Source organism: Cohnella algarum (genome assembly GCF_016937515.1).
Classification (GTDB): domain Bacteria; phylum Bacillota; class Bacilli; order Paenibacillales; family Paenibacillaceae; genus Cohnella; species Cohnella algarum.
Genome location: NZ_JAFHKM010000002.1, coordinates 3,601,031 through 3,616,776 on the forward strand (window position 1 = coordinate 3,601,031; position 15,746 = coordinate 3,616,776).

At 51.4% G+C, this 15,746-nt stretch carries 11 protein-coding genes; all 11 read left to right on the plus strand.

Annotated elements, in window-relative coordinates:
* Positions 1 to 249 precede the first annotated feature (249 nt).
* Complete coding sequence (locus JW799_RS16140) at positions 250 to 1,485, plus strand: IS110 family RNA-guided transposase (RefSeq protein ID WP_080832730.1); 1,236 nt, start codon at positions 250 to 252, stop codon at positions 1,483 to 1,485.
* 458 nt (positions 1,486 to 1,943) lie between these two features.
* Positions 1,944 to 2,606: a hypothetical protein gene (locus JW799_RS16145; protein WP_205430656.1), complete on the plus strand. Its 663-nt coding sequence runs from the start codon at positions 1,944 to 1,946 to the stop codon at positions 2,604 to 2,606.
* A 238-nt stretch (positions 2,607 to 2,844) separates the two neighbouring features.
* Entirely contained in the window at positions 2,845 to 8,418 is a 5,574-nt protein-coding gene (locus JW799_RS16150; protein WP_205430657.1) for an S-layer homology domain-containing protein, read from the plus strand.
* 482 nt (positions 8,419 to 8,900) lie between these two features.
* Positions 8,901 to 10,280 carry an extracellular solute-binding protein gene (locus JW799_RS16155; RefSeq protein WP_240353312.1) on the plus strand — a complete coding sequence of 460 codons (1,380 nt, stop codon included), beginning with the start codon at positions 8,901 to 8,903 and terminating at the stop codon, positions 10,278 to 10,280.
* A complete protein-coding gene (locus JW799_RS28760) occupies positions 10,277 to 10,531 on the plus strand; it encodes a hypothetical protein (RefSeq protein WP_240353313.1) in 255 nt (84 codons plus the stop codon). The genes JW799_RS16155 and JW799_RS28760 overlap by 4 nt, the downstream gene beginning before the upstream one ends.
* Before the next feature lie 72 nt (positions 10,532 to 10,603).
* Positions 10,604 to 11,524, plus strand: a complete 921-nt coding sequence (locus JW799_RS16160; RefSeq protein WP_245809676.1) for an ABC transporter permease — start codon at positions 10,604 to 10,606, stop codon at positions 11,522 to 11,524.
* 68 nt (positions 11,525 to 11,592) lie between these two features.
* On the plus strand, positions 11,593 to 12,381 hold the full coding sequence (locus JW799_RS16165; protein ID WP_338026276.1) for a carbohydrate ABC transporter permease: 789 nt from the start codon (positions 11,593 to 11,595) through the stop codon (positions 12,379 to 12,381).
* Between the two features lie 71 nt (positions 12,382 to 12,452).
* Positions 12,453 to 14,744 carry a helix-turn-helix domain-containing protein gene (locus JW799_RS16170; RefSeq protein WP_080834282.1) on the plus strand — a complete coding sequence of 764 codons (2,292 nt, stop codon included), beginning with the start codon at positions 12,453 to 12,455 and terminating at the stop codon, positions 14,742 to 14,744.
* On the plus strand, positions 14,741 to 14,980 hold the full coding sequence (locus JW799_RS29670) for a hypothetical protein (protein WP_338026277.1): 240 nt from the start codon (positions 14,741 to 14,743) through the stop codon (positions 14,978 to 14,980). The genes JW799_RS16170 and JW799_RS29670 overlap by 4 nt, the downstream gene beginning before the upstream one ends.
* A 44-nt stretch (positions 14,981 to 15,024) precedes the next feature.
* On the plus strand, positions 15,025 to 15,159 hold the full coding sequence (locus JW799_RS29675) for a hypothetical protein (protein WP_338026278.1): 135 nt from the start codon (positions 15,025 to 15,027) through the stop codon (positions 15,157 to 15,159).
* An 8-nt stretch (positions 15,160 to 15,167) separates the two neighbouring features.
* Entirely contained in the window at positions 15,168 to 15,743 is a 576-nt protein-coding gene (locus JW799_RS29680; RefSeq protein ID WP_338026279.1) for a zinc-binding dehydrogenase, read from the plus strand.
* The last annotated feature ends 3 nt before the right edge of the window (positions 15,744 to 15,746 follow it).

Below are 15,746 nucleotides of genomic sequence, written 5' to 3' on the forward strand. Positions count from 1 at the left end.
TGAGTAATCCCCTATGACGTTACCGTCACCGCCATAGATGAAAATGTGGTCGTACGCATCCTTTTATCCTTCTTACATTCTGGACAAACAGATAATGAACAGATCAAAAGACGGAAATTTATTGGTCCCCCGTTGAGTAATCCGTCTTATTGCAGTTTGCGAGAGCCGCCCATTGTCCCTAAAGACGCGTATAAACTCTCTCCTTTAGGACTGCATGGTCTGTTTAATCTGAAACAAGAGGGTGTTGGTATGGATGCTGTACGTCAAATTTGTGCTGGTCTGGATGTCCATCAGGAAACCGTAGTTGCATGCGTCTTGTCGGGTTCGTTGGAACACAAACCCAAGTCCGAAATCCGCACGTTCGGTACCACTACCCGCGAATTGCTGGAGTTGCAGGATTGGCTCGAGGAGCGCGAGTGCCGAGAGGTAGCGATGGAGAGCACCGGTGTGCTGTGGAAGCCAATATGGAACGTCCTGGAGTCCACCTGTGAATTGACTCTCGCCAATGCACGGCAGATTCAAAAGATGCCGGGACGTAAAACCGACGTTCAAGACGCACAGTGGATCGCCCAGTTGCACCGCTGCGGGTTGGTACAACCCAGCATGGTCGCCCCACAAGAAATCCGTGAGCTTCGGGACTTGACGCGGTATCGTCGCAAACTGGTGCAGCAAACGACCTCCGAGAAGAACCGTGTTCACAAAATCTTGCAGGATGCCAACATCAAGCTCACCACCTTTATGTCCGATTTGTTTGGCGTCTCCGGCCGGGCTTTATTAGACCGACTTGTCGACGGCGAGGTATTGGAGGAGGCGGAAGTTCGCCAGCTCGTCAAATCCCAGTTGAAGAAGAAAGTCAAACCACTCATGGACGCACTGAATGGTAAACTGCTGAAACATCATCGCGAAATGATCAAGTACCACCTGGAGCACCTGAAGTTTCTCGAGGATCAAATTGGGCGGTTAGAAGAGAAAGTTCAAGTGCTGATCCAACCATACGAAGAAGAGGTGAAATTGCTAGATACGATTCCCGGCATGGATCGCACAGCGGCAATCACGCTGCTGGCTGAAATTACGCCTAATGCGGCTAAGCATTTCTCGTCAGATGCCAAGCTGGCCTCTTGGGTCGGTGTAGCCCCTGGGAACAACGAAAGTGCAGGCGTGAAAAAAAAAGCTAAAGCCCGTAAAGGGAACAAATATGCAAAAGGGATCTTATGCCAAGCGGCATGGGCAAACGCTAGAAGCAGCAACCGAATTGGCGACTATTTCAGGAGGGTAAGAAAGCGCCGAGGTGACCAAAAAGCAGCTGTCGCCACAGCCCATCTGATTTTGCGAATCGCCTATGCGATGCTTCGAGACCGGGTAAATTACCAGGAAATTGAATCCATCGTATTTCAGGAGTCGACCTCCAAGATGGTGGAACGTTTAACGAAACAGTTGCACCAGCTTGGATATAATGTCGATTTGAAACCTACTGGAACAACCTAAATTTTAAAAAAATTAGGGTTGAGATTTCGGGGTAGTGGGTCTTTTTTTTGCCTTCTTACGGCACTTCATTTTCGTATAAAATATTACTCATCTTGCCGCCTCTCCACGCATGCTGTTGCTCCAGTTGAGTCGTGACGACTCATCTCGACCCGTCATCCGCAACGATTCGCACGCACTTGAGTAAATATTACTCATCTTGCCGCCTCTCCACGCACGCCGCCTCTTCAGTTGAGTCGTGACGACCAATTCGCTCCGCTAGCGCATGGCTTGTTCACGGCAGGAAAGGTATACTGATGATAACAATGCCGGGCTTAGGCAATGAGCATTGAACGGAAACGCAGCGATAGCTTATAAACAGCGGACTGAATGAAGGATTCATGTTGGGTTACGAACCCCAACGAGTCCGATTACATGAATTGGTTGCAAAATGACATAGAATCTCTTGTTTTAATGATGGAATGGGGGAATCTTGTAAAAAAGCCGAGGGCGGAAAAGAAAAAATACAGGTCGGCCCGATCGGTTATTTGAACGAGCTCGCCTTGTTCTTTTTCGCGGGCAGCGCAATCTTTTCCGTTGACATGCTGGTCAACTTGCCGATTCGCAACGCGTTTTCAAGAGAACGGATTTTGCGCGATGTTGCGCCGCATTTCGAAGAGGTCAAGCTGATTTATCGGGAGGACCGGCCGGAATCGGTCAATATGCGGATGCTCAGGCCGCAGGCGAAGAAATTGTTCGCTCAATGCCGTTCGCCGTTCAAGGCGCTTGTGCTCGATTTGTACCGGACCTCGGATCTAGGCAATTGGAGCGCGTCCGGCAAACGAAACCTTCGCCTGTATGCGGCAGACCTCAAGCGGATCGAACCTGTCGATTTTCCCGGGACGGAGGACTTGAAACGATTGCTCGCCGAAGAGTTTGTCGAGCGAGGCGAATGTCTTCCGCTTATTCCGACCGGCTGGAGGTTCGAGGACGACCGCAAGCATTCCTCGACAACAGCGAAAGAAAAAGCCGATTGGAGGTGCTTTCAACGCACGCCGATCGGCTTTTTCTGCGGTCCCGGGACGGGGCGGATCGTCAAAAGAAGAGGGGAAATCAAAAATAAAAATGGGCGAAATCCTAAATGATCATTTTCTATGCGTTAAGGAAAAGAGAGAAGAGAAATAGAAATCGATAAAGCGGGTGAAGAATTTGATAAACTCGCTTTTTTTGATTTTCTTGTTGAAGGAATTTACATCTTTTTTTAGCATTTTAATGGGTTAATATGGCAAATAATCAAACTTTTATGTTCGTTGACTTGGCCATTTCGCCATAATAAGATTTTTTCAACGTCAGACTAACTTACACAAGGAAAGGGGAACGCAAATGAAACTCAAGGGGTTAAAAAGATGGACGATTTCCACGTTTTGCGGTTTGTTCATCGCCGGTTCGATTCCTATCTCAGCATCCGCGCAGTCGGCTGCCGGCGAACCGATTGAAATTTATCGCAATTCGTTTGACGCTCCTTCCGCGATTCCGGGATGGAGCGCGACTTCCGGTTATGCGACTCTTGCGAACTCGTTGGACGAACAAAACGCCAATCCGAACGCTCACCTGTCGATTAAAGGATCCGGCCAACCTCTATCGGTCCAATCCGATCGATTTGACGCGCAGGAGTCGACGGAGTATCGGTTTGCGGGAAAAATCAAATGGGAGAACATGACGGGGGACGTTCGATTTTCGCTCCGGTTCTACGATCGCGACGGTCAATTGCTTGCGGCCGAGAACAGCGCATGGACGGCTCCGGCGACATCGGCCGGCGCTTGGCTGGATTTGGATTATACCGCGACGTCTCCGGCGGGCGCCGTTTCCGCGGAAGTGGCGATTGACTCGGAGGAAGCGACTTCCGGCACGTTTTTAGTGGATGATTTGACGGTTACCGATGCGGAAAGCAAGGTCGTGTTCAGCGAGAACTTTTCGCTGTTGATGAACGTTCCGGGCTGGACGTCCACAAGCGATAAAATGTCCGTATTGACGGATTCGGTCGACGGCAACCCTGCGCTGCTGCTGGACGATATTTATACGGTCAACGGCGAAAGCGCTTCAAGGCTTCAACTGCGGTCTGAAAAAATGCAGGTTACGGCGGGGAATTCCTATTCGTTTTCGCTTCGCGCTAACTCCGTCGCCCAGACGCACAGCTTAAACCTGAGATTGTATTTTTATAATGAAGCCGGCGTTTCCGTCGGCGAAATTTTAGTCGGCAAAACGGCCGCGGACCTTTTAGGAAAGGGCTGGCAGGAACTGAGCTCCGCTGTCGTAACGGCGCCGGAAGGAGCGGTTTCCGCGTTATTATCGTTCGAATCCGGACATGTAAGCCGGACGAAGGCGTATTTTGACGATGTCGTCGTTTACGAACATGCGCCTGCGGGCGATAACGGAGAAGACAACGGTTCGGGCAACGAGCCTCCGATCGGCACCGCCTTGATCAATCCCGGGTTCGAACTGGAGGCCGAAGCCGACGGAAGCGTTCCGGGCTGGACGGTGCAGCCGGCTTTGGCTTCCTATGGCGAAAGCGCCATCTCCCGTTCGATCGCGAAGTCGGGCAGCGCCAGCTTGTACTTTTACGACAAGGACAGCACTTCCGCCGGCGGGTATCGCATCTTCAGCAACCCGTTCGCCGTGAAGGAGGGCAGCAAAGTCAGCGTCGGCGCCCAAGTGTACCGCGTTCAGCAAACGCACAGCGTCGTTCTGGAAATTAATTTCTACGACGGCGAAGGGACCATCATCCAAACGATTAATAAATTGCATCCGGCAAGCGCGACGAAGGCGAACGAGTGGAATCCGATAACGAATGCGGACCAGGTTGCGCCGGCTGGCACAGTATCGGCAAGTGTATCGATTTATTCCGGTTACGTGTCGATTACGGAAATGTATATCGATGATGTGACAGTCGACGTCGTGGAGGCGACCGCTCCGGACGATTCGTATCCGTCGGATATTCAAAACGGCGGTTTTGAAGCGGCCCCGATCGAAGGCGGAATTGCGAACTGGACCGTCGATCCGGCGGCCGCCGGAGGAACGGCAGCCTTGAATAGCGCGATCGCAAAAGAAGGCGGCCAAAGCCTGTACTTCGAAGACGCGAGCACGGAAATCGGGTTCCGCGTCATGAGCGATCCGATCGCGGCCGTGCCGGGGGATTCGGTATTGGTGTCAAGCGACGTGTACGTTCTTTCCCAGACGCATAACATCGTGCTTGAGGTCAATTTCTTTCAGCAAGACGGCAGCTCGGCCGGCGCATCGGCAACGGAGCTGTTCTCGGGCAACACGTTGGGAACCGAAAAATGGTCGACGATGCGCAAAACGGTCGAAATTCCGGCAGGCGCGGCGTACATCACCGTCTCGTTCTACTCCGGCAATCCGAGCTTGACGAAGGCTTATTTCGACAACGTCACGATCTCGGTCATGCCGAAAGAAACGCCGCTTGCGCGCGAATATGGCGCTCCCGTCGATTTGGGAGCGATGGTCGACGTAAGCCTGGGTCAAGCGGGAGCCATTCAAACGCTTGAAAACGGCGACAACGAGGTATATTTCGTGACGAACGGCAAGCCGGGCACTTTCTTTGTGCTCGACGGAGATACCGGGGAACTGAAATTTTCCGAAGTGATTCCGAATACCATTGCCACGTGGGCGATGACGATCGGCGACGATCAAAACGTGTATTTCTCGGGCACGGAAGACGGCGAGCTGTATCGTTACGATTCGGTCAAACGGGAAGTCGAAGCGTTGGGCAACAATACGACGGATAACTGGACATGGGATCTGGCTGCGATTGACGGCAAAATATACGGCGGCACGTACAATTCGCTGACGCACGGAAAATTGTACGAGTACGACGTAGCCAATCGCGCGTTTCGCAATTACGGGGTCGTAGAACCGGGACAGCAGTACGTTCGGGGCATTGCGGTGGACGATCGGTATCTTTATGCCGCAATGGGAACGACGGTCCGATTGTACAAGGTCGATCGGATTACGGGCGAAAAAACCGAAATCCCGATTCCCGGATATTCGGGGACGACGGGAACGATGGGGGCGGTCTATGTCCTCAACGGCAAAATTTTCGCCGCGGTGAGCACACAAAAAATGGTCGTTATCGATGCGGCAACCGGCGCGGTCGATGCGGAGTTTTCCTACAACGACATGTTCTCCGAACCGGATCCGAAAAACGGGAATTTGGTCTACTACAAATACAACACTTCGCTGTATTCGTACGATATGGAGGCCAAGAAAACGGCGCCAATCGAGTTGGACGCTTCCTTGCCGGATACCCCGCGCGTGAAGGACATGACCTGGATTACGCCGCAGTCCGGTGAAAAAGCGGGCAAAACGATTTTGGCGATCATAACGCAATACGGCGAATATTTATACGCGGATTTAGAGGAAGGGACTTTGGATTACGTCCCGCTGGAAGTGGACCTCATGCCCGTCAATATTCAATCGCTGCAAACGGGGTTCGACGGCCGGCTTTATATGGGCGGCTACCAACGGGGGATGAGCGTTTACGATCCGTTTTCCGAAACGATCGTCGAAAACTTGCCTACGTTCGCCCAGCCCGAGGGCATCGGCTTCCTGAACGGGAAAGTCTATTACGGGACGTACGTGTCCGCCGTCATGTACGAGTACGATCCGACCCAAGAAACGGTCATGAACGAAAATCCCGTGATGGTTTTCGATATCGAGCATCAGGACAGACCGTTCGCAATTACTTCCGGCGACGACCGGCTGTTCGTCGGCACCGTGCCCGACTACGGCTATTTGGGCGGCTCCTTGGCCACGTATGACGATCGGACGAAGGAATGGAAACAGTTCGATCATGAAGACCTCGTGCCGAATCAAAGCATAATCGGATTGGCCTACGAAGACGGTTATCTATACGGAAGCACGACGGTTTGGGGCGGATTGGGCATTGACCCGTCCGAAACGGAAGCGGTCATCTTTATATGGGATGCGGTTCAAGAAAAAGTCGTGAAAAAAATCAAATTGTCCGACCTGGGATTGACGATCGACGAAGCTCCGCGCATGATCGGTTCGCTTGAATTCGGACCGGACGGATTGCTGTGGGGGATTGCGGACGGCACGATTTTCGCCCTTGACGTAAGCGATCTTAACGAGATCCGAATCGCGAAGCAAAAAATGATCAATCCGAGCTTGTACAACTCCAGCAAATGGATGCCCTATGAAATCCGGTTTGCGCCGGACGGCATGCTGTATACGACGCTATCGCGTAAATTGTATGCGATTGATCCGGAAACGCTGCAATATAAACTCGTTTACGACGGTTTCGTAAACAGCATGACGTTAGGTATCAACGGCACGATTTATTTCGCTCCCGAAGCGGGCACGAATTTGTCGAAGATCGAAATTCCCGAAACGGATGCCACGTTATCCGACATACGGATCGACGGCACGCCGGTAGAGGCCTTTACGCCGGGCGTAACCTCCTATGTGCTGGACAGCGCGGAAAAAGGCAAGGTAACGGCAACCGCCGCGCAAGCCGGAGCGATCGTGGAAATCGACGATTCGGCCGAACATCAAACGGTCATTAGCGTTACGGGGACGGACGGAATCTCGAAGCTGCGATACGTCGTCAAATTCGAAGACGGCGCCGGGACCGATCCGGAGCCGGGTGAGGGCACGGACCCGGGCGAAGGAACCGACCCGGGCGAAGGAACCGACCCAGGCGAAGGCACGGATCCGGGTGAGGGTACGGATCCTGGCGAAGGAACGGACCCGGGCGAAGGAACGGATCCTGGCGAAGGCACGAATCCGGGGGCGGGGGCGAATCCGGTGCCCATTCCGTCCGGTCCGATCGAAACGCCGACGGAAAGCGCGCCTGAAAAACAGACGGTTTCCGAAACGGAACTGCGCGGCGATGCCGTCATCGAACTGGGCGCGAACGTTACCGTCGTCGAACTTCCAGGCAACGCCAGCGAAATCGTAAGCGGATCTTCGGTCGTGTTGAAAAACGATCGCTTTTCCGTGGAAATTCCGGTCAACGTCCTGTCCCAAGCCGGAGAGGGTCAACCGGTTCTCGTAACGGTTCAACCGGCGGACGCTGACGAAGCCGCGAGCATTTTGAACGCGGCCGCAAACGAAGCGAATGCGAATGTAACCTTCCAATCGGACGTGTATACCGTTCGTTTAACGCAATCGGACGGAACGGCTATCCGACTAAGTAAAGAAGCGGGCTTGAACGTAAGCTTCCCGATCGAAGCGTCGGATCCGAATAAAACGAACGTCTTTAAGGTAAACGAGGACGGTTCGCTGCGGTTCGTGAAGAGCAAGGCGGAAAACGGCCGGATTGTTGCCTCCGTAACGGAGGAGGGCCGATATGTGGTTGCCGAAGTGGATAAAACGTTCGCGGATGTCGCGGCGGGACATTGGGCTTCCGATGCCATCTCCAATCTGACGGCCAAATTCATCGCCACGGGCGTATCCGAAACGGAATTCGCGCCGGATCGCGAAGTGACGCGCGCCGAATTTACGGCCCTGTTGGCCCGTGCCCTTCATTTGTCGGCGGGAACGGCCCCCGGAGATCGAGCCTTCTCCGACGTAGATGAAAATGCCTGGTACGCCTCATTCGTCGCTGCGGCATTCGAAAACGGGATCGTGCAGGGCAATGGCGCCGACCGGTTCAATCCGAACGAAACGATCCGCCGGCAAGAGTTGGCTGCGCTGCTCATTCGAGCCTATGAATTCTCCGACGGTCAAGGATCCGACGGAGCGGCCGAACTTCCATTTGCGGATGCGAACGAGATTGGCGAATGGGCGAAAGAAAGCTTCGCCGAAGCGCAACGGTTAGGCCTGTTAAGCGGACGGGGGAACGGCTTGTTCGCCCCCCAAAGCCGCCTGACGCGCGCGGAAGCGATGCAAAGCATCGATAACTTGCTGAAGCTGCTGTAGGTTCAAATGAAAACCCGGAGCCGGCAGACCGACCTAATCCCGGATTAGCGTCGAGTTCGCCGGCTCTTTCATTTGCATCGGCCGAAGATAGTTGTTAATGTATGTTACATTACCGGTGAATTGTATCCGCTTTTATTTTTTGCCGAAAAAAAGAGAAGGATCATTCGCCTTGCCAGGAGAAACAAGAAAAAAGTGCCATTTTTAATCGTGGGTTCATCTTCCTTTTACAATCGCGAGCACAGAAAGACAAGCGGATTTTGATCGGAAAAAACCCGCGAAAAATTATTAATTTCCTCCGTTTTATCATTTTCTACACCGGAAAAACCCTTGATTTTAAAGGGAAATCGGGTGTTGGGCGATTTTCGGGGTTAAAATTACGAGAGTCAAAGATAACCCTAAATTTACAATCAAATGGACCGTTCATAGAATAAATGTCATGCAGGTCGACGACCTGGCAACCAAAAATCAGGGGAGGTAAAAAGATGTCAAAGAAGTTGACAAGAAAATCGATGGTCATGCTGTTGGTGCTTGCGATGGCGATGACGTTATTGGCTGCGTGCAGCGGCAATAACGGCGGAAATTCGAATGCGGGCGGTACGAACGGAGGAGGCGGCAGCGCGGGCAGCGCGGCTCCGACGGAAAGCGCTTCAGCGGATTACGGCGACACCGGAGGCCTGACGCTGCCGCTTGTAGACGAGCCGACGGAAATCACGTGGATGCTGGTCGGCGAATACGAGGTTAACAACTCGTTGGTCGCCCAGGAAATCGAAAAGCGGACCGGCATTAAAGTCAATTTTCAAACCGTTTCGAGTTCCCAATACCTGGATAAGCTAAGCGTTACCCTGGGGTCGGGAGATTTGCCGGATATTTTCCACGGCTTGAAAATTCCCGAATTGAACGATATCGGCCAAGAAGGAGCGGTCGTTGCCATTAACGATTATGCCGACATGCTTCCCAACTTCAAAAAATTATATCTTGAAGAAAATCCTTGGGTTGTCGATTCGTACGGCGACCAAAACGGCAAGCTTTACTCCTGGCCGATCTACAAAATGAACCGCGACGTCAACCACGGTTTCATGTATCGCGCCGACGTTTTTGAGGCGAACGGAATCGAGCCTTGGACGGATACCGATTCGTTCTATCAAGCGCTGAAGAAATTGAAGGAAATCTATCCTTCCTCTTACCCGTACGCTTCGAAAACGGGGGTATCCATCTTCAAAGACTGGGCTTACGGCTGGGGAGTCGGGTCCACGGAATATCCGGTTTACTACGACGAAGCGGACGGACAATGGAAATTCGCTTCGATCCAGGCCGCTCACAAGGACGAGCTTGATTTCATGAAAAAGCTGTACTCCGAAGGCCTGATGGATCCCGAGTTTTTGACGTCGACTACGGATGCCTGGACGTCGAAAATGACGACGGATCAATCTTTCGTCACTTGGGACTGGATCGGCCGCCTGGATCTGTTCTACAACCAGGTAAAAGACGCCAACCCCGAATACGACTTGCGTTATGCCAATCCGATCGGACCTACCGGCAACATTCGTTCCCTTCCGGAAATCGACGCGAGCTGGGGCATCGCGGTCGCGAACAACAAAAATGCCGAAGCGGCCCTTAAGCTGCTCGATTATTTGACCAGCCCGTCCGGTTCCGAGCTGATGACGATCGGCGTCGAAGGCGTGAACTTCGAGTGGGACGAGAACGGCAAGCCGGTTTATCCGGAGCTCGCCGACGTGGAAACGATCGATATTACGGTGTTGAACGAGAAATACGGCATGTGGCTGGAGGGGCTTACGTTCGTCCCGACCACCGTTCCGTCTACTATAACTACACGGAAAGAGAACAGGAAGCTCAAGATATGATGAACGAGAAAGGTTCTTTCGAACCGCTGGATCCCGTTCTTAACTTCACGAACGACGAAACGTCGCGAATCGCCGATTTGAAGACGAAAATTCAAACGGCTTCGGAAGAATTCAACACGAAATACGTACTGGATGCCAAATACGGTCAGGAGCAATGGGACGCATGGGTTGCCCAAGCGGATTCGCTCGGCGTCACCGAATTGTTGGAAATTTACAACGCCGCCCAAGCGCGTTACGATTCCGCGCAATAACTCATTCCGACCTGACTGCAGAGTGGCACTAGATTCGTCTAGTGCCACTCTCTTACCAAGGAGGTTAAGATCGTGCAAGGTTCCGGCATCGCCAGGCTTGGCAAAAAGATCGTTCGCGACCGGCAATTGTTAATCATTTTTCTCCCTTGCGTCGTGTTTTACTTGTTGTTCCGTTACGGGCCGCTATACGGTTTGATCATTGCCTTCAAAGACTACAGCGTCTTTAGAGGAGTGATGGACAGCCCGTGGGTGGGCTTTGAGCATTTTCAAAACTTTTTCAATTCCCCGGACTTTTGGATGTTATTCCGCAATACGTTTTTGCTCGGTTTTCTGACGTTGGTCTTTTCGTTTCCGTTCCCGATTTTGCTCGCCATGCTGCTGAATGAAGTACGGGTGTCCTGGTTCAAAAAAGGGGTGCAAACGGCAAGCTATTTGCCGACGTTTTTATCGGTCGTCATTATTTCCAGCATGATTATCGACTTCCTGTCTCCGACGAACGGGATCGTGAATAAAATCATCGGATGGTTCGGATTCGAAAGCAAGTATTTCCTGATCGATCCGGATTGGTTCCGGCCGATCTACATCCTGTCGGAAATTTGGACGAACGCGGGCTATGAGTCCATCGTCTATTTGGCGGCGATTGCCGGGATCAGCCCGACGCTGTACGAGGCGGCTCGCGTGGACGGCGCAGGCCGTTTCCGGATGATGTTCAACGTGACTTTGCCTAGCATTTTACCAACGATTTTAGTTATGTTTATTTTAAAGACAGGCCAAATGATTACGATCGGCTACGAAAAAGTATTGATTTTGTATAATACGATGACCTATGAAGTGGCCGACGTCTTTTCGACATACGTTTACCGCAAAGGCTTGCTGGATAACGATTACAGCTACGGCGCCGCCGTCGGCTTATTCGAGGCGTTCGTAGCGATGGCCCTCTTGTTGATTTCGAACCGGATAAGCAAACGCATGGGGGGCAGCGGATTATGGTAAAAAGGAATCGTTTACATTGGTTTGATGTCGCAAATACCATCGTTCTTCTGCTTGTAGCCTGTTCTACGTTGTTTCCCATCGTCTATATTTTGGCCGTATCGTTGAGCGATACCGCAAGCGTAACGCAAGGCAAAGTCTTCTTGTGGCCGAAAGGGCTGAATTTCGAAGCTTACGCTCAAGTGTTGAACGATATCAAAATTCCCCGGGCCTATTTGAATACGATTATGTATACCGCGCTGGGGACGTTCATTAACGTGCTGTTGACGGCGATGGCCGCTTATCCGCTGGCCCAACGCGAATTTATCGGCCGCAAGCAGTGGACGTTTTTTATCGTCGTCACCATGTTTTTGAACCCCGGAATCATTCCGAACTACCTGATCGTCAAGGAATTGGGCATGATCGATACCGTATGGGCGCTGGTCATTCCGAATGCCATTTGGACCTTCCAGTTGATCATTATGAAAAGCTTCTTTGAAGGCATGTCTTCCCAGGTCCGCGAAGCGGCGAAAGTGGACGGCGCCTCGGAATATCGCATTTTGTTCAGCATGATGATTCCGCTGTCCAAGCCGGCTCTCGCTTCGATCGCGTTGTTCTACTTTATCGGCCACTGGAACAGCTATTTCTTGCCGATGATTTATTTGAATACGGACTCCTTGTATCCGCTGCAGGTCGTTCTGAGAGATATGCTGGTCTTCAGCGAAGACAGCGGCTCGGCGCTGGTCGAAGCCGCGGCGTTGGCGCCGCAGGCGAAGAAAAACGCGACGATCGTCCTGACGATGATCCCGGTTTTGATCGTTTATCCGTTCGCCCAGAAATATTTTGCCAAAGGGGTCATGCTGGGATCCGAGAAAGGCTGAATGAAGTTGCATAGCCGATTGACCTAACGTACGGTGAAGATGAATGAAATGCGACAAAGGAATGGTTGTACATGAAACGATTTATAACGAGCCTTGGCGTTACTCAAATCTTTTTGGCGTTGCTATTGGTTATTTTCATTATGGCGCTGTCAACCTATTCCGTCTATCGTTCATCGATCACCAGTATTTATGAAAAAGTCAAAGAAAACGGCCAATTGGCGACGCAATCCACCATTCAATATTTCGACAATACCTTTCAAACGATCAATAACCTGATCACTTCGATCGAGCAAATGCCGCCTTATGACTATCCCGTCAACGAATATGGCATGCTGGACCCGATTCAAGCGGGCAAACTCGTCGAAAATTTAAAGTATTTAAACATGACGACGGAGTATGTCGACGAAATTATCGTTTTTTATGACGAGGGCGACATTGCCATTACGACGGAAGGAACGACGAAGTTCGATCTCCTCTTTAGCGACAAATATATCAACCCGAACTATTCGCTCGCCTATTGGAAAAACTTCGTGAATTCCGAGCATTCGCTGACGGTATTTCCGGCAACGGAATATCAGGTCGTCAATACCGATTTTCGGACTTACCGCACGGAAGAAATCATGTTTATCGCCAGCTCGAATCGCTTTAACGCCGCAAACAAAAACATCATCATCGCGGTCGATGTGAAAAAGCTCATGGCGCAATACGGGCAATCGACGTTCATTCCCGGCTCCTCTCTAAAGGTGCTGGACCAGAATCACAACGCGATTTTCAGCACGGACCGCAATTTGGAAATCGTCGAACTGTTAAACGATTTGTATTTCGAGGGGAACGGAGCGGCGAATTCCGCGCCCGACGGCGAAGTCTCCGTGAAGAAGGAAAATTTCGAGTATACGATTTACACCTCGGCCTACAACGATTTCGTTTATATCAGCAAGGTGCCGTACGAATTTCAAAACTTGAAATCGGTAGCGCTGGGGAACCGGTCCATTCTGTTGATCGGCATTTTGAGCGCGGTATTGCTTGCCGTTTTATTAAGCATTTACTTGTTTAAACCGGTGAAGGGCATCATGAAAATGCTCGGAGGGGAAAATAGCAAAGGAAACGATTTTAGCAAAATCAAAAGCGCGATTTCCAGGTTGCAAACGGAAAACAAGGAGTATCAAGAGCAGTTGAACTATATGGGAGTGGAACTGAGAAGAAATACGTTTTTGCGCATTTTGGACGATTATTCGTTTTCCGCGGAATACGATCGCCAATTGCAAACGTATTACTCCCAATTTTTTCAAAGCAGCTATTTTATGATGGCGTTGCTGCAAGTGCGGGAGAAGGGGACGCCCAAGGGCTACTCGCTGCCGGCGGAGGCCATTTCGGAAAAATTGCAAAAAAGCTTGGCCAAGGCCCGGATCGACGCCGAGGTGTTTCATTATTCGAACGAGCAATTTATCGTCCTTATTTTTCTCCGGCAAGCCAATTCTCGCGAAACGTATCTGAAACGAATGAACCAGGTTTTGAACGAGGCCGAGAAAGAAGAATTGATCGGCTTGAAAATATGGGCATGCCTCAGCAAAACGTACAGAACGAATATGGAAAATTGTCGGACGGCTTATAAAGAAGTAGAAAATGCTAATAAATACCGCAACGTGCAAGAAACGTCCAAAGTGATGGATGCCGAAAAAATCGATTTTGTTTGGAATATCTATTTCCCTTACGAAAATATGGAAAAGTTATCGAACTATATTTTGAACGGGAAGGCAGACGAAGGCATCCAGATCGTCAGGGAAACGTTAAAAGAAAACTTGAACCGGAATATTCACGATCACCAAATCAAGTACGTGGCGAAATCGATCTTTTTTTATTTGTTCCGGAACATGGGCAGCTTCTCGCAATCGTTAAAAGAGCTTTACGAAATCGAAAACCGATTTTTGCAAACGATCGAGGACATCGACGATTACGGCGAGATCGAGCGCGCCCTCATCGAGGTCATCGAAAAGCTGGCGAAATTCGGAACGCCGAATGCCAAGGCGAAATTGAATCCCGCTTTCATTACGCAATACATCGAACTTCACTACATGGAAAACTTGTACTTGGATCATATCGCCGAAGTGCTGGAAACGACGCCTAAATATTTTTCGAATTACTTCAAGAAAACGTTCGGCATCAATTACATCGAGTATTTAAACAAGGTGCGGCTGATGCACGCGCGCGAATTTTTGAAAGATACCCATCTATCCATCGGCGAAATCGGCGAAAAAACCGGTTACCTGAATTCGTCCACGTTTACCACCACGTTCAAAAAATATTACGGAATTTCGCCAAGCGAATATCGAAAGCAAGTTTCCGTCAAAGGAGAAGAAGAATGAGAGCCATTGCAGCGAATCAAGGGGTCATTGCCGTTTTGGACAAAGCGGAGCCCGCCCTGCCTGCCGGTCACGTCAAAGTGAAAACGATGTATTCCGGCATAAGCGCAGGGACCGAGCTGGGCATTCTGGAAAAAAGCCGGACCCGGACGGAGCCGGCCTTCATCGGGTACAGCGCCATGGGGTCGTCGTCGAGGTTGGCGAACAAGCGGATCCGGCCTGGATCGGACAGCGCGTAGCCTGTTACGGAGCCCCTTATGTTCATCATGGCGAAATCCTGCACGTGCCGACCAATCTGATCGCCGGGGTCCCCGATCTCGTGAACGGCAAGGAGGCGGCCTATGCGGGACTGGGGCGATCGGCATTCATGCTTTGCGCGTCGCGAACGTACGGTTCGGCGAGACGGTCCTGGTCGTAGGATTAGGGATGCTGGGAAATCTGATTGCGCAAGTCTCGGAAGCGGCGGCTTACGAGACCTTGGCGATCGATATCAGCTCGCAGCGCGTAGAGCAAATGAAGCGATGCGGCGTCGAGCAGGCATACGCAAGCGACGAGGAGCTGGATGAGCAAATCTCGAAGCGGACCGGCGGCCAGGGGGTCGATGCCGTGCTATTATGCGCGAGCGGACCGGGGCGGGCGATGATCGATAAAGCGTTGGATCGGGTTCGCCTGGGCGGAAAGGTCGTCATCGTCGGCGATATCCAGCCGGAATTTACGCGCGAAAAAATGTTCGCGAAAGAAGCGCAAATCCTGATTTCCCGGGCCGGCGGTCCGGGCCGGTACGACGTTCATTACGAAAAAGGCAATATCGATTATCCGGTCGGTTTCGTTCGCTGGACGGAAGGCCGGAATACGGCGGAGTATATTCGACTGCTGGCCAAAGGACGGATTTCCGTCAAGCCGATTTTGACGCACGAATATCCGTTGGAACAGGCGCAAGCGGCTTACGAAAACTATATTCGCAAAACGGATGTTATCGGCACCGTTATCTCGTACGGATAAAGG

Bases quoted from the DNA above. Each gene is read 5' to 3' on its own strand.
- JW799_RS16140 (WP_080832730.1), top strand. From the start codon at position 250: ATGGATGCTGTACGTCAAATTTGTGCTGGTCTGGATGTCCATCAGGAA.
- JW799_RS16145 (WP_205430656.1), top strand. From the start codon at position 1,944: ATGGGGGAATCTTGTAAAAAAGCCGAGGGCGGAAAAGAAAAAATACAG.
- JW799_RS16150 (WP_205430657.1), top strand. From the start codon at position 2,845: ATGAAACTCAAGGGGTTAAAAAGATGGACGATTTCCACGTTTTGCGGT.
- JW799_RS16155 (WP_240353312.1), top strand. From the start codon at position 8,901: ATGTCAAAGAAGTTGACAAGAAAATCGATGGTCATGCTGTTGGTGCTT.
- JW799_RS28760 (WP_240353313.1), top strand. From the start codon at position 10,277: ATGATGAACGAGAAAGGTTCTTTCGAACCGCTGGATCCCGTTCTTAAC.
- JW799_RS16170 (WP_080834282.1), top strand. From the start codon at position 12,453: ATGAAACGATTTATAACGAGCCTTGGCGTTACTCAAATCTTTTTGGCG.
- JW799_RS29670 (WP_338026277.1), top strand. From the start codon at position 14,741: ATGAGAGCCATTGCAGCGAATCAAGGGGTCATTGCCGTTTTGGACAAA.
- JW799_RS29680 (WP_338026279.1), top strand. From the start codon at position 15,168: ATGCTGGGAAATCTGATTGCGCAAGTCTCGGAAGCGGCGGCTTACGAG.